Source organism: Bacillus sp. LH1 (genome assembly GCF_057924895.1).
The window spans coordinates 1,328,980-1,347,060 of record NZ_CM175007.1 but is presented as its reverse complement, the minus strand read 5'-3'; the positions used below and the strand labels follow the sequence as shown (position 1 = coordinate 1,347,060).

20 protein-coding genes are annotated in these 18,081 nt (G+C 35.6%); 8 read left to right on the top strand and 12 right to left on the bottom strand.

Features of this window, described 5'->3' with window-relative positions; genetic code table 11:
* The first annotated feature begins 129 nt into the window (after positions 1–129).
* A complete protein-coding gene (locus ACX9TM_RS07060; protein ID WP_000726025.1) occupies positions 130–465 on the top strand; it encodes a DUF3905 domain-containing protein in 336 nt (111 codons plus the stop codon).
* 38 nt (positions 466–503) lie between these two features.
* On the opposite strand, the gene ACX9TM_RS07055 is transcribed toward ACX9TM_RS07060, so the two are convergent.
* The 5 genes from ACX9TM_RS07055 to phaR form a co-directional block, all read right to left on the bottom strand.
* On the bottom strand, positions 504–1,853 hold the full coding sequence (locus tag ACX9TM_RS07055) for a TrkH family potassium uptake protein (RefSeq protein ID WP_001204705.1): 1,350 nt from the start codon (positions 1,851–1,853) through the stop codon (positions 504–506).
* A 23-nt stretch (positions 1,854–1,876) separates the two neighbouring features.
* Positions 1,877–3,073, bottom strand: a complete 1,197-nt coding sequence (locus ACX9TM_RS07050) for an NAD(P)/FAD-dependent oxidoreductase (protein WP_000772575.1) — start codon at positions 3,071–3,073, stop codon at positions 1,877–1,879.
* 94 nt (positions 3,074–3,167) lie between these two features.
* Positions 3,168–4,253 (bottom strand): class III poly(R)-hydroxyalkanoic acid synthase subunit PhaC, encoded by a 1,086-nt coding sequence (gene phaC, locus ACX9TM_RS07045; RefSeq protein WP_000206336.1) that lies wholly within the window; start codon positions 4,251–4,253, stop codon positions 3,168–3,170.
* A gap of 84 nt (positions 4,254–4,337) precedes the next feature.
* Positions 4,338–5,081, bottom strand: a complete 744-nt coding sequence (locus ACX9TM_RS07040) for an acetoacetyl-CoA reductase (protein WP_000250409.1) — start codon at positions 5,079–5,081, stop codon at positions 4,338–4,340.
* A 150-nt stretch (positions 5,082–5,231) separates the two neighbouring features.
* The gene (gene phaR / locus ACX9TM_RS07035; RefSeq protein WP_000566942.1) at positions 5,232–5,714 is read right to left on the bottom strand and encodes a polyhydroxyalkanoic acid synthase subunit PhaR; all 483 of its coding nucleotides are present in this window, start codon (positions 5,712–5,714) and stop codon (positions 5,232–5,234) included.
* A 198-nt stretch (positions 5,715–5,912) separates the two neighbouring features.
* Here phaR and phaQ point away from each other — a divergent pair, with 198 nt between their 5' ends.
* The 7 genes from phaQ to ACX9TM_RS07000 all read left to right on the top strand — a co-directional run bounded on the left by phaQ (position 5,913) and on the right by ACX9TM_RS07000 (position 11,383).
* Positions 5,913–6,365, top strand: coding sequence for a poly-beta-hydroxybutyrate-responsive repressor (gene phaQ / locus ACX9TM_RS07030; protein ID WP_000939955.1), 453 nt, complete (start codon positions 5,913–5,915; stop codon positions 6,363–6,365).
* Between the two features lie 42 nt (positions 6,366–6,407).
* The gene (gene phaP, locus ACX9TM_RS07025) at positions 6,408–6,932 is read left to right on the top strand and encodes a polyhydroxyalkanoic acid inclusion protein PhaP (RefSeq protein WP_000448594.1); all 525 of its coding nucleotides are present in this window, start codon (positions 6,408–6,410) and stop codon (positions 6,930–6,932) included.
* A 101-nt stretch (positions 6,933–7,033) separates the two neighbouring features.
* A complete protein-coding gene (locus ACX9TM_RS07020; protein ID WP_001067916.1) occupies positions 7,034–7,477 on the top strand; it encodes a MaoC family dehydratase in 444 nt (147 codons plus the stop codon).
* Between the two features lie 147 nt (positions 7,478–7,624).
* Positions 7,625–7,810, top strand: coding sequence for an alpha/beta-type small acid-soluble spore protein (locus ACX9TM_RS07015; RefSeq protein WP_000241212.1), 186 nt, complete (start codon positions 7,625–7,627; stop codon positions 7,808–7,810).
* 109 nt (positions 7,811–7,919) lie between these two features.
* Positions 7,920–9,239, top strand: coding sequence for a TrkH family potassium uptake protein (locus ACX9TM_RS07010; protein ID WP_000822360.1), 1,320 nt, complete (start codon positions 7,920–7,922; stop codon positions 9,237–9,239).
* Positions 9,240–9,534: 295 nt separating this feature from the next.
* Complete coding sequence (locus ACX9TM_RS07005; protein ID WP_000383314.1) at positions 9,535–10,329, top strand: TerC family protein; 795 nt, start codon at positions 9,535–9,537, stop codon at positions 10,327–10,329.
* 202 nt (positions 10,330–10,531) lie between these two features.
* Complete coding sequence (locus ACX9TM_RS07000; protein ID WP_000893025.1) at positions 10,532–11,383, top strand: formate/nitrite transporter family protein; 852 nt, start codon at positions 10,532–10,534, stop codon at positions 11,381–11,383.
* Between the two features lie 27 nt (positions 11,384–11,410).
* Here the strand turns inward: ACX9TM_RS07000 and ACX9TM_RS06995 are convergent, their stop codons facing one another.
* The 7 genes from ACX9TM_RS06995 to ACX9TM_RS06965 form a co-directional block, all read right to left on the bottom strand.
* Positions 11,411–11,722, bottom strand: coding sequence for a cyclic-phosphate processing receiver domain-containing protein (locus tag ACX9TM_RS06995; RefSeq protein ID WP_001103770.1), 312 nt, complete (start codon positions 11,720–11,722; stop codon positions 11,411–11,413).
* 14 nt (positions 11,723–11,736) lie between these two features.
* Positions 11,737–12,459: a prepilin peptidase gene (locus ACX9TM_RS06990; protein ID WP_000495726.1), complete on the bottom strand. Its 723-nt coding sequence runs from the start codon at positions 12,457–12,459 to the stop codon at positions 11,737–11,739.
* Positions 12,460–12,572: 113 nt separating this feature from the next.
* Entirely contained in the window at positions 12,573–13,283 is a 711-nt protein-coding gene (locus ACX9TM_RS06985; RefSeq protein WP_000147187.1) for a LutC/YkgG family protein, read from the bottom strand.
* Entirely contained in the window at positions 13,283–14,704 is a 1,422-nt protein-coding gene (locus ACX9TM_RS06980) for a LutB/LldF family L-lactate oxidation iron-sulfur protein (RefSeq protein WP_000061930.1), read from the bottom strand. The genes ACX9TM_RS06985 and ACX9TM_RS06980 overlap by 1 nt, the downstream gene beginning before the upstream one ends.
* Before the next feature lie 16 nt (positions 14,705–14,720).
* Positions 14,721–15,440: a (Fe-S)-binding protein gene (locus ACX9TM_RS06975; protein WP_000869148.1), complete on the bottom strand. Its 720-nt coding sequence runs from the start codon at positions 15,438–15,440 to the stop codon at positions 14,721–14,723.
* A gap of 168 nt (positions 15,441–15,608) precedes the next feature.
* Positions 15,609–16,298: a FadR/GntR family transcriptional regulator gene (locus tag ACX9TM_RS06970; RefSeq protein ID WP_254904515.1), complete on the bottom strand. Its 690-nt coding sequence runs from the start codon at positions 16,296–16,298 to the stop codon at positions 15,609–15,611.
* 381 nt (positions 16,299–16,679) lie between these two features.
* Positions 16,680–18,080 (bottom strand): sensor histidine kinase, encoded by a 1,401-nt coding sequence (locus tag ACX9TM_RS06965; RefSeq protein WP_000494796.1) that lies wholly within the window; start codon positions 18,078–18,080, stop codon positions 16,680–16,682.
* Between the last annotated feature and the right edge of the window lies 1 nt (position 18,081).

Below are 18,081 nucleotides of genomic sequence, written 5' to 3'. Positions count from 1 at the left end.
GAAATCACTTTCTACTCTAGTTTGAAACAACTTAAAATAATTATTACTGGCAAGTGTTAACAAGTACATAAGAGGCGTTAGATGGAAATACTACGTATGAAGAAATCATTATAAAAAGGAGCGATAATTTTGAAGAAAAAAGAAAAGATTCAATCACCAATTTTAGACGAAACGCTCCCGCATCAAATGAATTTTCCATCTTTTAAAGGAACAGGAAAAACGATGCAACAACCTTTTGTGAATCAATATGATGTTGTAATTGGAGACAGTAAATATAATTCCGAGAACAGTCCACTTAACAATTGGAGTGATAAAATAGATCCTGCCATTATGGCTGGCGATGAGTGGATCCATCCTACAAATGATATTGGGTGGATTTCAGAAGAAAATCAAGAGTTGCTAAAAAACGAAGCGGATAATAAAAATGAAGCTTTTATGCATCCACAATTTGGAATTAACGACTAAAAAACCATTCTACCTAACGTAGGTAGAATGGTTTCATACTATCCAATAATAATCCGCTCTTTCGGGTATTTATAGCGAGGTGGTTGTTCCCTTCCACCACTAGCTAAAATAAATGTTAAAATACCAACGCGTCCGATAAACATAAGCACAATAAGTACAAGTTTCCCAACAGTTGTTAAATCAGGCGTAACACCTGTTGATAGTCCCGTCGTTCCGAAAGCAGAACAAACTTCAACAATTAAGCTCATAAGCGGTACATTTTCCGTAATAGATAAAATGAATAGCGCAGTAGCACATAACAAAATCCCCATCGTCATAACGACAGATGCTTTCAGTACATCCTCTTCATGTAGCTGACGTTTGAAGACTCTAACTGTTCTACCACCCCTTGCAAAGGTATATAGTGACAATATACTAACAGCAAATGTTGTTGTACGTATTCCGCCCCCAACCGAACTTGGAGATGCCCCTATAAACATTAATATACTCATAAATAAAAGCGTCGGTTGTGACAATTCACGTATATCCATCGTAGCAAGTCCACCACTTCGCGTCGTCACAGATTGGAATAATGTATAAAATACAGTTTCATGCCATGACTTTCCTACTAAAAAATGATTTCTCTCCAGTAAAAAAATCATAATTGTACCAACAACAACGAGTGCAAAAAATGTTGTTGTCGTCAATTTTGTAAATAATGAAAAACGGAATAATTGTTGTCTCCTTTTACTAAGGAATTGTTTCACTTCCATTAGCACAGGGAAACCAATCGCTCCTAAAATAATTAGTAACATATGAATCATTTGAACAATATAATCTTTTTTATAAGGAATTAATGATTGTCCTGTTAAATCAAATCCGCCGTTCGTAGTCGCACTAACAGCTGCAAAGAAACCGTGAAAATAAGCTTCTTTCCAAGTCGGAAAGTAAAGTAAAAATCTTGTACCTAATAGGATTGCTCCAATAAGTTCTATTGAAATAATTACAATCAAAATAGAACGCATCAATTCTACAAGACCCGATAAATTCCCTTGATTATGGTCTGCCATAATTAATCTTCTTCTTTGCAAACCAATCTTTTTCCCCGTAATGATCCAAACAAATGTACCAAGCGCCATAATTCCTAAGCCGCCTAATTGTAGAATAAGGGCTAAAACAATAATTCCTGCTGTAGTAAACGTATCTGAAATCGTAATAACAGACAGTCCCGTAACGCTTACCGCACTAACCGATGTAAAAAGCGCATCTATAAATGTCCATTTCACACCAGGCTTCGTAACAAACGGTAAACTAAGCAATATCACCGATACAACTACTGCTAACAAATAAAACAAAACGATGAGTTGTACAGGACGTAATTTTTGTAAAAACTTTTTTATATCTCTCATTCCATCACTTCGCTACCTTTTTTCTATCGATTAAATAAAGAAAAATCTTTACTTTCTTTATTTGTAAATAACTGCTCAAATAATTTGGCAAAGACCATTCCATATACAGTTCCATTACCTCCATACGGCAATGCGTAAAACAAATTATGTATCTTTTCGTCTTCTTTTAAAATGGGGAGACCATCATGAGTACCACCAAACGCGGCTGCCCAATAGTAGTCTGCCTGTATATTTTTATACTGCGGGAACATCTCTTTTACAATATTAATAAGGATATCACGCTTATGCAATAATTTCGTATCACCAATTGTTTGAATTTGCAGCGCTTCATCTAATCCGCCTACAATAATGCGGTTTCGATACGTTCGAAAATATAAGTAGGGCCGTGCCGTTTCCCAAATTAACGATCGCTCATGCCAGCCTTCAAACTGATCTATTTCATTTGTTACAATTGCATAAGAGGTGTCTACTGTTGTATTTTTTCTTTCTTTCTTTCCAAAAAGCGCTTCATAACCTGTCGCCATAATAATATTCTTTGCTACAATTTGATTTCCTGTTTTCGTGTAACAAATTAAATCATTTTTACGTTTTTTTATATGTATTGCCTCTGTATGTTCATATATATTAGCTCCCATTTGATTTGCTTTATGCAAAAGACTGTGCGCTAATAAATACGGATTCACCTCGGCATCACCGTGTGTATATAATGCCGCTTGTTTTATGAAAGGATAACGTTTCTTAATATCAGATTCTGTAAAATACTCAACAGGAAATCCATAATTCTGTAACGTATTGTACTCCTCTTGTAAAAATGAGACATCCTCACTTTTACTTGCATAATATAAACTACTTCTCGGAATAAAATAGGGATCAATATCGAGAGTAGGTACCACTTTCTCCATTGTCCGTAACGCTTCGTAACACAGTTTATATGCTCGTACCCCTTTTTCTTCACCAAATGTATGGATAAGTGAGGTTAACGATTTATCATGAAGAAACTGTAATACACCTACATTTGCAAATGTACTACCACATGCAATTTCTCTTTTTTCAATAAGCATTACACTCATACCTATTTTCGCTAAAGAATACGCTATATGGGCACCTGCTTCGCCACTTCCGACTACAAGCACATCACATATCATATCATTTCCTAACGGTGGATAACAAGGTACTGAAACTCCTGTATTCCAAAACAACTTACCTGTCATAAGTTTCATAATTATACTCCTAAAATATAAATTTCTCCTTTCTATGTTTTGTTATTTTTCATAAAAAAATCCAACTAACATAGGCTAGTTGGATTTTTTATTTTTAATTAGAACGCTCTTCAAGCCAATTTCCAATCGTCGGATATGTTTGTTTTACAGCTGTTCCACCGTAAACGATAGACATATGCCCTGTTGGTAAACATACATATTGTTTATCTGTGCTAGAAATATGGTCTAGTAATGCTTCTACTTGACATGGCAAAGCGATATGATCACGTTTCCCGGAAATATTTAAGACATTCGCCTTAATATTTGCAAGATCTACCTTTTGTCCGCGAATAACGAGTTCACCCTTAACCAATTTATTATTTTGATAAAAATCACGAATCCACTGTCTGTATGATTCACCTGGGAACGGAATACCATCACCAACCCACTTTTGAACCAATCTCCAGCTTTCGACGAAGCGTTCATTCTCTGAACGATCTACTAGAGCAACATATGGACCAACAAAGTTCGTAATTGGCTTTAACATTTTGTTTCCGAAATCAATCATTTCTGGCGGAATATTTCCAAATGTATCAACCGCTTTATCTAAATTGAAGTATTTCTCATCTAATAAAGGACCATACAATCCTGTTTCAGAGAAATCAAAAGGACTTGTCATGAAAATTAAATTACGAATTGGCATGTGCGGATGAAGCGCTGCATAAATAGAAGTTAGCGTTCCACCCATGCAATAACCAAGTAAAGAAATCTCGTCCGATTTTGCAGTTCGCATTACTTTTTTTACTGCTTTTGCAATATAATCAAACACGAAATCATCAAATTTCAAATGACTATCTTCTAAACCAAATGTGCCCCAATCAAGCATATATACATCAAAACCACGATCCACTAGATATTCCACTAAACTATTTCCAGGAGTTAAATCCATAATATATGGTTTATTAATAAGAGCATATATTAACAGAATTGGAACTCTTTGTGTTTTTTCTTGTTTTGGAATGTAGCGATAAAGCTTCGTCTTATTCTTCGTCCAAATAACCTCTTTCGGCGTTAATCCGACTTGCGGCTCTGGTTCACGTAATAAAATTTCACTCGCCCTTTTCACTCGGCGGTATGCTTTTCGGTACTCTTCTGGGTATAGCTCTAATTGCTTTTCCCATTCTGTTGCGAATGTAGTCATTTTTCTATCTCCTTTTTGGTCGATTTCCTTCTTAAAAAAAAGAAGTGCATTCCTGCTATGGATATGCACTTTTTTCTTACTTCATTACATATATAATCCGCCGTTAATGTTTAATTGTTGACCTGTGATATACGCACCGTCACGGCATAGGTATACTACACCTTTTGCAATTTCATCAGCTTGACCAAAACGTTTTTTCGGGATTTTTGCAACGATTTTTTGACGTACTTCTTCTGGTACTTCTGCTACCATTTCAGTATCAATAAATCCTGGGCAAATAGCATTTACAGTGACATTTGTTTTTGCAAGTTCTAACGCTAATGATTTTGTAAATCCTAACATACCCGCTTTTGCTGCTGAGTAGTTTGTTTGGCCAAATCCACCTGCTTGACCAATAATAGAAGAAATGCTAATAATTCTTCCTTCTTCTGCTTCCGTTATGTATGGAAGAACCGCACTTGTCGTATTAAATACGCTGCTTAAATTCACGTCAATTACGCGCTCCCAATCTTCACGATTTAACTTTTTGAATGTACGGTCTCTTGTAATACCAGCATTATTAACAAGAATATCAACTTTACCAAAATGATTCACAGTTTCTTCTACAAGTCGGTTTGCATCTTCTACTTTAGAAACATCCGCTTGCACTGCATAAACGTCATGTCCGTCTTTTCCTAATTCATTTACTAAATTTTCAGCTGCTTCTTTACTGCTATTATAGTTAATAACTACTTTCGCTCCCTCTTGTGCTAATGCTACTGTAATTGCTTTTCCAATTCCTTTTGCTCCACCTGTTACGATTGCTACTTTTCCATTTAATTGAACCATTTCTTTTCCCCCTTAAATGAATTTGTGAACGATTGTTATGAATCATTTTGGTACTCATACTATAGAGTCCATATATAATTATGTTTCGCTGTTTATACGTGAAAAGAGATTCTCCCTCTCTCTTTTATCTGTTATAAACAAGCGCTTTTATCATTTTTTATTTTCTGGTTTATTCGCAGGCTTTACCTCTTCTTTTACAGGTACTTGTAGTTTAGCTAGTACTGCATTTTGCTTTTCTAGCAATTCTAAAATTTGATCTACTTTTGTTTCAAGCGTACGAATATCTTGTTTTACTTTCGTTACATCACGCTTTAATGTAGGAGCTTGCCCTAAAGAATCTACTTTCTCCTCTAGAAACTCCTCAATGTTATCTACTTTATTTTCTAAGTTAATAACAAGCGTAGCCACTCTTGCGATATCCTCTTTCGTCGGCACATTTACTTGTTCTAAATAGTTTTTTGTCGTATCATTTAATGCTTTTTGATAAAACAAATTCAAATCTAGAACGCTGCCCATCCAAGCAGAATATTCTTCTGTTTTAATTGTTTCATTGAGCGCTTTTCCCCAAAATGTTTCGGTTTGTTCATAAGCATTTTTCCATGCTTGTAGTGGATCGAATTTTTGATCAATCACTTTACCTACACTCCCTTTTTCGTTTTTGAAACAATTCAACCTATTCACTATTTTCTAATATTCTGAATAAAACTTCAAGTCTATATTTTATTTTTTTCTATTTTCTAACAAATGTGTTGACTTTAAAAACAGATAGGTGTAAATTGCACTTATAAGCAAAAAATTCCATCTAACTGATTCATGAGGTGATGCACAATCATGCTACAAAATGAACCAGAACAACGCGAAAGTTTGGAGAGCAACCAAGCGAAACAACCAAACTCCATGCCAAAAAACTTCTTAGTTCCCTTCTTACTTCTCTGTCTAAAAGACTGGAGTCTTCATGGTTACAAACTTATTCAAATGCTAATGGATATCGGCTTTTCTTCTGTTGACCAAGGTAATGTTTATAGAACACTACGCAAATTAGAAAAAGAAAACCTTATTTCTTCTACTTGGGATACAAGCGATGGAGGGCCGGCAAAAAGAATTTATTCTTTAACTGAATATGGAGAGCAATATTTAACAACATGTGCGACTTCTTTTGAACATTATCAAAATATGTTGCGAACGTTTTTCACGTTATACACCAATGCATTCTTTCCATTTTCTACTTCTCCAGAAAAGGATGAAAAGGATTCTTCATCTTCACCTGGTGGTACAGCAGAGTAATCTGCGTTCACAATATGCAAAAAAACATTTGGGGGTCAAACAATGGAAACTAAACCATACGAATTAGTCGATGCATTTTGGAAAAACTGGTCTCAATCACTTTCCCTTTTCTCTTCAGCTGGGAAGCAATTAGAGCAACTTACTTTAGAAACATTAAAACAACAACAAGACGCTTTGCATAAATTAACATCAGGAGTAGATGAACTAGAAAAAGAACTACAACAACTCACTGCTCAGTTCAATAACCAATATACAGATTACGTGAAACAATTAACTGGAAACTCCTTAAATGATCAAATTAACGAGTGGCAGGACAAATGGAAGGAACTTTCTGCTCATATGCATCAGCTTACTGTTTCTCCTACAAAAACATCATTGTCAATTCTTACCCAAACAAGCGGCCAATTTGAAGAAACAACAAAACAATTTATTGAGCAACAACAATTACAACGTGAAGAGGCTCAAAAACAGTTAGAGGGTTTTTTGGAAGAGTTCAAGTCAAAACAGTTGGAACTCGCAAAAAAGTTCGAGGAAAACTCAAAAAATCTATTTACTTCCATCAAGTAAGAAAAATGTGGGAGCTAACCGCAGCACAAACAAAACTCTTTCTTCCTCCTACTACATCAAGATGGCTAACATTTTTCGATATGGAAAAGAAGGAGGACAAAATGAATCCATTTCAAGAAGCACAAACTGTTCCGGAGCTTCGCTATGATGAGATTCAAGTCGGTGATCAAGCATCCCTTACAAAAACAATTACAGATGAAGATGTTATCAATTTTGCAAAATTGACTGGGGATGTGAATCCTATTCACATTTTAGATTCTTTTGCAAAAACGACAATGTTTAAAGAACGTATTGCTCACGGTATGCTCGTTTCGAGTTTTATTTCTACCATCCTTGGAACGAAACTCCCAGGCAAAAATACGATTTATTTATCTCAAAATGTTTCATTCCGTGCCCCTGTCAAAATCGGTGATACACTTCGCGTTGTGGCAGAGGTTATTAAAAAGCGTGATGATAAAAAAATCATTACGCTGCAAACAAACATATATAATCAATCAGATGATATTGTCGTGGAAGGAACAGCGACAATACTAAAAAAAGAGTAGCAAATTTGCTACTCTTTTTTCTATCCAAGAACTTCTAATCGCACCGATTACTTCCGCGTATGAGTACGTCGTTTCCACATAAAATAATGTTACCAGTTTAGATAAGAACTTAGCTGAACTGGACTACTCATAAGGATGTGTATCAACATGGTAAAAACAAACAAATTATTAGTTCCAGGTGCAGAACAAGCACTTGAACAATTTAAATATGAAATTGCACAAGAATTTGGTGTAAGCTTAGGATCTAATACAGCATCTCGTTCTAACGGTTCAGTTGGCGGTGAAGTAACAAAACGTCTTGTTGCTTTAGCTCAACAACAATTACGTGGATAATAATATAACATATGGCTTAGAGGCAGATATTCTCTGCCTCTTTCTATTTTCAACATACATAATGGTGCTTTTTCACATACTAATCAAAACGAAAGGAGCGATCTGTAAAATGAAACGGATTAATATTAGCATGAGCCCTCCCCGCGTTCTTACTTTGTCTTTTCTTGTATTATCAGTTGTCGGCACATGTTTATTAAAACTACCCATTGCTACGACAACGTCCATTTCATGGCTCGATGCCTTATTTACAACCGTTTCCGCTTGTACTGTTACTGGGCTTGGTGTTGTAGATACTGGAAAAGTATTTACTTTGTTTGGACAATGTGTCATTTTAACGCTTATACAAGTTGGCGGGCTTGGCATTATGAGCTTTGCTGTCTTAATTGCGATTATGCTCGGAAGAAAAATCGGTCTTCAAAATCGAATTTTACTGCAACAAGCATTAAATCAAACGAATATCGGCGGCATCATCCGTCTTGCCAAAGCATTATTTTTATTCTCTTTTACAGTCGAATGTATCGCTACTATAATTCTTTCTTTTGAATGGGTACCAAAATATGGGGTTATGAAAGGGATCTATTATAGTTTTTTCCATTCAATCTCAGCCTTTAACAATGCTGGCTTTTCTGTGTGGAGCGATAATTTAATGTCCCATTCTCATAGCATTCTTGTCAATCTCGTCATTTCCTCTCTCATCATCTTAGGTGGAATTGGTTTTACAGTAATCGTAGACATAAAAAGAAAGAAAAACTTTAAAAACCTTACACTACATTCAAAACTTATGCTCTCTTCTACTCTAATCGTCAACATTATTGCTACCCTTTTTATTTTTATATTCGAGTTCCATAACTCCCTTTCTATGAGAGGTTTTACCCCATTTGAAGAAGGATTGGCCTCTTATTTTCAAGCAATTTCAACGCGAACTGCCGGGTTTAATACTGTTGATATTTCTACATTGTCAAAACCTTCTCTCCTATTAATGATGCTCCTTATGTTTATTGGTGCTGGTAGCGCTTCAACTGGTGGTGGGATTAAGTTAACAACATTTTTAATCATATTTTTTGGCGTATTTAAATTTTTACAAGAACAAGAGGATATTGTCGTATTTAAAAAATCCATTAAAGATACTCTCATTGTCAAATCATTAACCATTACTATTATTTCAATTTCATTTATCTTTTTTGCTATTTTAATTTTGAGTATTACTGAGCGAGTTCCTCTATTGATGAGTGCTTTCGAAGTATTTTCAGCATTTGGGACTGTTGGCCTCAGTATGAATTTAACACCCCACTTAACTATAATCGGAAAAGCTATTATTATCTTTATGATGTTTTTCGGGAAAATGGGTCCTTTAACATTGGCTTTTTCATTTGCTCGTAAAAAGAACCTGAAAATAAAATATCCGAATGAAGATATTTTAACAGGTTGACAACCGTATAAATTATCCATATAATGAGAATACAATAACATATCTCCAAAGGGGAGTAGCGTCCAAGAATATTTCTTGGAAACAAAGTCGTCATTACGTAGAACTTAGTTCTTCCGGCTTTGTTGGCATTTTTTATTACATATGTCTAGCAAGACCTTTGCCTATTAACGGCAGAGGTCTTTTTTGCATTCACTTCCAGATTTTTCCAAAGTTAATAGGCAGGAGTATGGGGAAACTAAATAGTGGGGAAATTCTTCACTTATTTAGAACTTATAGAAATGAGAGGAGAATGTACATGGATGTATCATTATTATTGGAGTATGGTTGGGTATTACTCATCCTAATTGCACTTGAAGGGATTTTAGCGGCTGATAACGCTCTTGTTCTTGCAATTATGGTAAAACATTTACCAGAAGAAAAACGAAAGAAAGCACTATTTTATGGATTAGCGGGGGCATTTGTTTTCCGATTTGGATCGTTATTTATGATTTCGTTCTTAGTCGATGTATGGCAAGTGCAAGCAATTGGTGCCATCTACCTTATGTTTATCGCTGGTAATCACTTATTTAAAACATATGTTAAAAAGAATACAGATGAAGAAACAGAAGAAAAAGAAGCAAAGAAAAAACAAGAGAACTTTTGGTGGACTGTATTTAAAGTTGAGGTTGCTGATATCGCCTTCGCAGTTGATTCAATTTTAGCTGCTGTTGCACTAGCAATGACTTTACCAAAAACAGGATTAGGTACAATTGGTAGTCTTGATACTGGGCAATTCGCTGTTATCTTTGTAGGTGGACTTATCGGATTAATCATTATGCGATTTGCAGCAACTGCTTTCGTACAAATCTTAAAACGTAAACCAGGACTTGAAACCGCAGCATTCTTAATTGTAGGTTGGGTTGGTGTGAAGCTAGCAGTTTATACATTAGCACACCCTGCATTAAATGTAATTCCACATTCATTCCCAGAATCCACTCCGTGGAAGCTTACATTCTGGATTGTATTAGTCGGAATCGCAGTTGGTGGTTGGTTCTTCTCAAAAGAAGTAGAAGTAAAAGTAGAAAAGAATTTAGACGAAAAAGCGCTGTAATTACAGCGCTTTTTCTTTTTTCTTTCTTCCTCTCAATGTCCAGAAAAAATTCCATTATACTACCTTTTGTAAACGTTTTCTTAATGTATGTATGTCCTTTTTGTGAAACATTGCACAAACTTATTGAAAGTGAGAACAATTCCATGTACTTTATTCATATAAGGAGTATTTATAGAAGATTTACTAAAGGAGCGTATTACTCATGCTAGAACAAGGACTAGATTATGTTGTCAAACTGGCTAAAAGCAAAAAGAAAATACTAGATACAAACCCAATGCAATATTTCATTCGTGCTGCACTTGCGGGTATTTATATCGGTTTTATTATTGTACTATGTTTTAAATTAGGTAACTTTTTTCACATTGCAGATTCACCAGCAACTTATTTAGCTGCTTCTATGTTTTTCGGGATTGCTCTCGTACTTATTATATATGGCGGTGCTGAATTGTTTACTGGGAACACAATGTACTTTACTGTAGCAACTTTAAGAAAAGAAACAACGATTTCTGATACACTACGTAACTGGGTTGCTTGTTATGCAGGTAACTTAGCCGGCGCGTTATTCTTTGCCTTACTATTTTACGCAACTGGAATTTTTGAAGCAATTGATCACGGTCACTTAATGAATAAAGTCGTTGAAGGAAAGATGAACACACCTACAATGCAGTTATTCTTTAAAGCCATTTTATGTAACTGGCTCGTATGTCTTGCTTGTTTCTTACCTTCTCAGGTTAAAGGTGACACAGCAAAAATAATAGTCATGATGCTACTTGTTTTCACATTCTTCTTATCTGGTTACGAACATAGTATTGCAAACTTATCACTCTTTGCTTTATCTTTAGTTTCACCGCATCCTGAGACAATTTCTTTTTCAGGTGCTATTCATAACTTAATTCCTGTTACAATCGGTAACATTATTGGCGGATCAGTATTTGTCGGTATGGTATACCACTACTTAACAAAGAAAACACCTGAAGTTCAACAGGAAGAAACTGAAATCGCAGTAGCTCAACAAGAAGAGATTATTCCTTTACAAGCACATATGAAACACTAAAAACTCCAAAGTTTTACTTTGGAGTTTTTAGCTTCCCACGTATTTAACAACAAGGTGAGGATTAATTTCTCCTTCTTCCTTTCCCTTATCCATTCTCTGTTTCATCTTGTGCATACCGATGACATCATTCGTATGAAGGTGAATTTCATTTACATATAATCCCTCTGTACAAAAAGCTTCTACAAAATCTAGTCCATTTTTTGCTCCCCAGCCCATATTATAATCAAGGGAAAGAATATTCACATCATAATCCCGAACCATTTGCAAGGCACATTCTACTGTAGTTGCGGACACATACCCGAACGGGCAACTTCTTTGATCATCCATATATACGTTCATTTTCGATTCCCTCTCTAATTTGAATAAACAGCTAATACATAGCACATTGCCCCAAGACTAATAAAAGGACCAAATGGAATTGGCTTTCGTACTTCTATACGTTTTAATCCGATACCAATCCCGAAAAAACAAAGACTAAAACAAGATGCTAAAAATAAAACGATAAAAACTCCCTTCACTCCTACTATAAAACCAAGTAACGAAAGTAGTTTTATATCTCCTCCGCCAAGCCCTTCTGGATATATCTTTTGCATGCAATATAACAAAAGGAATATAACACCACTACCAACTATACTATCTGTCCAAGTAACTAATTGTACAAAAACACTTTCGAGAATGAGTAAAACCGCAAACGAAATTAAAATACAATCAGGAATTAACATATATAAGTAATCTGTAACTGAAATAATAAGAAGTAGCGAAAAAAGGGATAAAATGATAATAAGTTCTCGTTCTATTCCAATCATATACACGGTAAGAAGAAATATACTTCCTGTTATACATTCAAATGCTACATATATAATTGGAATTTTCCTCTTACAATTCGTACAACAGCCTCTTTGTATATAAAATGAAATGATGGGGATTAGTTCTTTTGGCCTTAGCACATATTTGCAATAATAACAATGTGAACGCGGGGTAATAATAGACGCACCTAATGGAACCCTCACCGCAACTAACATAAAAAAAGAACCAAACACCATCCCTGCTAACAGTGCATATAAATAAGTGAACATCCCTTCCTCTCCTTTCCCAAAAAACATAGCAAAAAAAGGAGAGAACTTCTACTTCATATTATCCTTTATTCTACTAAAAAAGCAGGCCATTTTCCGGCCTGCTTTCCCCTCTTTTATACGATGAAATATACTGCTTTTAATGGTCCATGTACTCCGACAACAAGATTCATCTCAATGTCAGCCGAGTTACTTGGCCCTGTAATAAAGTTAATACAAGATGCCGCTGTCTCCCCATTTTCTACGCGTGAGTTCATATCCTGAACTGCTTGTGTAATACGAGGCACAAGTGTTTCACGTGGAATAATAGCAAAATATACAGTCGGTAAAAAGTGTAAAGAACGTCCCTGCCCTTTATGACTTTGTACAACAATTGTACCGGATTCGGCTAATGTATAATCACTAAATGCAATACCAATATTCGCTTTTTCAGCTAAACGCATATTTTCGTCTTTTCTCTCTGGATCCCATACGTTTACTTCAACGTCTCGCTTTGGAAGTTCTTCTTTAAATAAAGATGTTAAACCATATGCATCAAAACGATCATCTGCTGATAATAAAATAGGTCCCCCGCCGTTTTCCATGATTACTTTTTGAAGGTCTTCACCTAAACGGTCATTTGTCGTTTCTACTACAGTTGTATGAATGTTTGTACATTGCTTTTTAAACACTTCTAGTAATTCTTCTTGTGAATAATCTTTTAACGTTTCTATATTCACATTACTTTTCCATACTGGACGCTCTACACCTTCTGTTTTACGTGCGCGCCCAAGTTCTTTTGCAATGTTATCTAGAAAGGCATCACGGTTTTGAATTAATCCTGTCATTATTTATCCCCGCCTTTCTTATGATCTTTATACCAATCACGGAATCGTTCTTTACTTGGAGCTGGGAATTCACGAATATCCGTCCAGTTTTTAAGTGGTCCAACACCTTTTGATACACGATTACCAGATGTAAATGGACTCATTGCCGCTGGTGCCATTTTTGAACCCATTTTATATAAAGCAGCTGAAGAAGCACCCATACTAAACATTTTCATCGCTAGTTTTTCTGCAAGTGGTGCACGACCTTCTTGCTCAACGATGACTTGACGATGTTTTAATAATAAATCATGCAATGGAATTTTTACTGGACAAGCTTCTGTACATGCTCCGCATAAACTAGATGCATAAGGAAGCTCTTTGTAATCATCATATCCACCTAGAAGCGGTGTTAATACCGCACCGATTGGTCCTGAGTAAATCGATCCATATGAATGTCCACCAACGTGACGATATACAGGACATACGTTAACACAAGCAGCGCAACGAATACATTGTAATACGGAACGGAATTCAGATCCAAGAATTTGAGAGCGACCATTATCAACAACCACTAAATGGAATTCTTCAGGTCCATCAACTTCCTCTTCTTGAATTGGTCCTGCTACTGTTACATAACTTGTTAATTTTTGACCTACTGCACTACGACATAGTAAACCAACTAAAACATCTAATTCTTCCATTGTCGGAACCATACGTTCCATACCCATTACCGCAATTTGTGTTTTAGGAATTGACATAACAAGATCTGCATTACCTTCATTCGTTACTAAACAAAGAGATCCAGTATTGGCAACAGCAAAGTTACAACCAGTTACACCAATTTCTGCATCCATAAATTTCTCACGAAGTTGTTTACGAACAAACTTTGTCATTTCATATGGGTCATCAGAATTTTCATAGCCTAGCTTTTCTTTAAATACATCGCGAATTTGCGTTCTATTTTTATGAAGTGCAGGTGCAATAATATGTGAAGGTGGATCATTATCTACTTGCAAGATATACTCTCCTAAGTCACTCTCTAATACTTCACAGCCAATCTCTTCAAGCGCATGGTTCATACTAATTTCTTCTGTTACCATCGACTTTGATTTTACTACTTTTTTCGCTTGTTTCTTTTTGGCAACGTCTTGAATATACTTTGCAGCTTCCTCTTTCGTCTTCGCAAAGTACACGTGTCCGCCTCTTTTTGATACATTTTCACTTAACTGCATTAAGTAATAATCCAGATTTTCTAACGTATGTTGACGAATTTGTTCACCTAGTTCACGCCACTCTTCCCAGTTTCCTAATTCATCTGCAGCTTTTAAGCGATTCGTATATAAACGCGTTTGTGCAGAAGATACTGCTCCGCGCATAAACGAATCTTGAATTCCATCACCAACGCGATCATTAAATTTTTTCTCACTGATTTTCATAGACATAGCTTATGTTCCCCCTTCATGAGCGACTATTCAGTACCTCAGCAATATGCATTACTTTTACTTCTTTTCCTAAACGCTCAATACGTCCGCCAATGTTTAACAAACACCCACAATCTGCACCGATTAAATAATCTGCACCTGTTTCCATGACACTATCTACTTTTTCGTCTACCATTTGCTCAGAAATTGGAGTCATCTTAACTGAAAACGTTCCCCCAAACCCGCAACAATTTTGCACGTTTGGCAAATCTCTCACAGTTAATCCTTTTACATTTGATAATAAAATTCCTGGTGCTTCTTTTACTCCAAGCATACGCGTCATATGACATGATTTATGAATAGTAGCTATCCCTGGTAAACTTGCACCAACATCTGTAACTTTTAAAACATCTACAATAAACTGTGTAAATTCATAAGTTTTATCAGCAACTTTTTGTGCACGTTTAGCCCACTTTGGATCATCTTTGAAAACATGCGGATACTCATGAAACATTGTCGCACAAGAACCAGATGGCGTAACAATATATTCTGCATCTTCGAAAGTTTCAATCATATGTTTCATCGCTTCTTTTGCTGCTTCTACATGGCCGCTATTATAAGCAGGCTGCCCACAACAAACTTGTGCTTCTGGAAATTCAATTTCACAACCTAAACGCTCCAACACTTCAACTGTTGCTTTGCCGACATTTGTTTCAAACATATCGACTAAACAAGTAACAAATAAAGTAACTTTCATAACTATTACTCCCCCTTTTTACAACTTCACCAACAAACATATGGTCATCAGATGACTTAGTAGAGAAGAAATAGGCTCAACCATGGCCTATCCTCTCCCTCTTCTAAAGAAAACGCTTACTTAATCTTTCTCTATTTTATCAGAAAATTAAATTTTTAAAAGATTAAATTACGAATTTATATCGTTTTTACCTGTGACAATATGTTCTACATTTGTTAAATGATCTAGCATTGCTTGCTGCGCTAATTCTACATCTTGTTTTAACACCGCATCATATATAACTTGATGCTCTTCTATAAGTCGTTCTGATGTCGTTTGTTCACCATATAAAATAATGCGTCTTGATTCACCAATTGTTTCAGCAATCATCTCTGAAACATGATTCATGAGTTCAAGCAAAATGTTATTATGCGAAGACTCTGCAATTCCCATATGAAATTGAAAATCGGCTTTTTCGCCAGCCTTTTCATCTCCAATGCTCTTTGCCATTTCATCTAACCAATGTTTCATATTTTGTAAGTTATCTTCCGTACGTTTTGCCGCCGCTACTCGAACTGCCCCCACTTCAAGCACCTTTCGTACTTCTAATAAATTCAAAATATCTTCTTTCTTCATTAATAATCTATTGTTTAATGATTTCGTTAATGAAGAAGAATCGAAGTTCTTCACATATGTACCTTCTCCTTGTTTCATCTCAATTAAGCCCATCGCTCTTAGCGCACTTAGCGCTTCACGAACAGCAGATCTGCCAACTTGAAACTGCTCAGCTAATTGATGCACAGGGAGTAGTTTGTCACCAGGTTTTAACGTACCATTTTTAATCATTGTTAAAATAGCTTCAGATACTTCTTCGTAAATTTTTTTCGGTTTAATAGATTTGTACTCCAGTTAAATCACCTCAGTATCTTCCAAACAACAATTGAAACGATTTATAAGAACTTTGCATCATAACTATTTTAGACCGAATTGATAAGAAGTACAAATGTTTTGTTCATAAAATAGTCAAATTTTCGATATTTATTACATATTAATTTATATTTTTACGTATAAAGTGAAACTTTAATCAGTGGGGTTTTGTTCATCGCCCACTGATTATTAGCTCTCACCAATCGGGCTTTTACGGGCAGCAGGGCCTCCACCTAACTTCTTTGCTTCCGTTGAATTTTGAGGTGAGGGTCTTACTGCCCGGCGAATAGCGGGATAAATATTTTCTTCAATATAAAGAACATGTCCTAAAAATTAGAACATGCTCCCCTCATCCTGTACATTCAGTTTAATAATAACCGTTGTTCCCTTATCTTTTTCACTTTCAATTTTCCACTGTCCACCATGTATATGAACAATTTGTTTCACAATAGCAAGGCCTAAACCTGTTCCACCGTGTTGACGACTTCTCGCTTTATCAACTCGGTAAAAGCGTTCTCCAAGATTCTCCAAATGTTCTATATCAATACCAATTCCTGTATCTTTTATTTTTAATTCACAGTAATCATCGATTTGCTCTAAAGTTATAACGATATTTCCTTTTTGATTTGTATACCGTATCGCATTATCTAACACATTATGAAGCACTTGTTGCATACGATCCTCATCAATCATGACAATGACCTCTGGATTTAAATTGGTTGAAATATGAATTTCCTTTTCTATAAACTTAATCTCATACGTATCTAATACGTCTTCAATCAGCTGTGAAAAAACGATAGGTTGCTTCTTTAACGGAAAGTGCTCACCTTCTAATTGTGCTAAGTCTAACAAGTCATGAACGAGACGCTGCATACGACCTGCTTCTTTATGAATTAGCTGCGTTACTTTTTCCTGCTGCGGTCCCTTTGCAACACCATCTAAAATAGCCTCGCTATACCCTTTTATATAACTAAGTGGTGTTCTAAGTTCATGCGAAACATTTGCTAAAAATTCCTTACGCTTTACATCTTCTGTTTCTAATGAATTTGCCATTTTATTAAATGCTTTTCCTAATCGTCCAATTTCATCCTCTGAAGAAACTGTAATCCGCTCCGAAAAATCTCCCGTAGCCAAATGATTTGCAACCCGCTCCATTTGCGAAAGTGGCTTCGTAATTGCAATTATAATTTTCCTTCCAACCCATATCGTAATTAAAATCATAGCAATTGCTAACGGTGCTAAAATAAGACCCATATCATAGATTAAATCTTTTATACTTTTTAAAGGAATATACGAATAGACAATTCCGACTAATTTTTTATTTTCCAATACAGGGATGACAACCCCCATAATATTACGGTCAAAATGTTCTTCATATCCTATTTTTGTCACAGTTTTCCCGTCTAATAGCGTTTGCCTATCTCCTTCACTTATAAGAGAATGATGATGCACATCAAAAGGCAAACATGCGCTTAAATCACGCGGATTAGACACGAAAATAACGTCTGAACTAGATATTTGATCAAACGATCTTACTTTCTCTTCAAAAGTTGATATTCCTTCACGCTTATCATATTGAGCAGCAAGACTTTTTCCTTCCATTACTAACGAAGCTTTTAAATTATCAACGTATAATTTTTCATACGAGTATAAAGATACGAAATAAAGAAAGGACACTGTTACACATACTGCACATACTACTGTAAGCCAAAGTTTTTGTACCATCGTAAACATA

Excerpts from the sequence above, each read along its gene's own strand:
- ACX9TM_RS07055 (WP_001204705.1), bottom strand. The coding sequence starts at position 1,853 with ATGAGAGATATAAAAAAGTTTTTACAAAAATTACGTCCTGTACAACTC.
- ACX9TM_RS07050 (WP_000772575.1), bottom strand. The coding sequence starts at position 3,073 with ATGAAACTTATGACAGGTAAGTTGTTTTGGAATACAGGAGTTTCAGTA.
- phaC (WP_000206336.1), bottom strand. The coding sequence starts at position 4,253 with ATGACTACATTCGCAACAGAATGGGAAAAGCAATTAGAGCTATACCCA.
- ACX9TM_RS07040 (WP_000250409.1), bottom strand. The coding sequence starts at position 5,081 with ATGGTTCAATTAAATGGAAAAGTAGCAATCGTAACAGGTGGAGCAAAA.
- phaQ (WP_000939955.1), top strand. The coding sequence starts at position 5,913 with ATGCTACAAAATGAACCAGAACAACGCGAAAGTTTGGAGAGCAACCAA.
- phaP (WP_000448594.1), top strand. The coding sequence starts at position 6,408 with ATGGAAACTAAACCATACGAATTAGTCGATGCATTTTGGAAAAACTGG.
- ACX9TM_RS07020 (WP_001067916.1), top strand. The coding sequence starts at position 7,034 with ATGAATCCATTTCAAGAAGCACAAACTGTTCCGGAGCTTCGCTATGAT.
- ACX9TM_RS07015 (WP_000241212.1), top strand. The coding sequence starts at position 7,625 with ATGGTAAAAACAAACAAATTATTAGTTCCAGGTGCAGAACAAGCACTT.
- ACX9TM_RS07010 (WP_000822360.1), top strand. The coding sequence starts at position 7,920 with ATGAAACGGATTAATATTAGCATGAGCCCTCCCCGCGTTCTTACTTTG.
- ACX9TM_RS07005 (WP_000383314.1), top strand. The coding sequence starts at position 9,535 with ATGGATGTATCATTATTATTGGAGTATGGTTGGGTATTACTCATCCTA.
- ACX9TM_RS07000 (WP_000893025.1), top strand. The coding sequence starts at position 10,532 with ATGCTAGAACAAGGACTAGATTATGTTGTCAAACTGGCTAAAAGCAAA.
- ACX9TM_RS06995 (WP_001103770.1), bottom strand. The coding sequence starts at position 11,722 with ATGAACGTATATATGGATGATCAAAGAAGTTGCCCGTTCGGGTATGTG.
- ACX9TM_RS06990 (WP_000495726.1), bottom strand. The coding sequence starts at position 12,459 with ATGTTCACTTATTTATATGCACTGTTAGCAGGGATGGTGTTTGGTTCT.
- ACX9TM_RS06985 (WP_000147187.1), bottom strand. The coding sequence starts at position 13,283 with ATGACAGGATTAATTCAAAACCGTGATGCCTTTCTAGATAACATTGCA.
- ACX9TM_RS06980 (WP_000061930.1), bottom strand. The coding sequence starts at position 14,704 with ATGTCTATGAAAATCAGTGAGAAAAAATTTAATGATCGCGTTGGTGAT.
- ACX9TM_RS06975 (WP_000869148.1), bottom strand. The coding sequence starts at position 15,440 with ATGAAAGTTACTTTATTTGTTACTTGTTTAGTCGATATGTTTGAAACA.
- ACX9TM_RS06965 (WP_000494796.1), bottom strand. The coding sequence starts at position 18,080 with ATGTTTACGATGGTACAAAAACTTTGGCTTACAGTAGTATGTGCAGTA.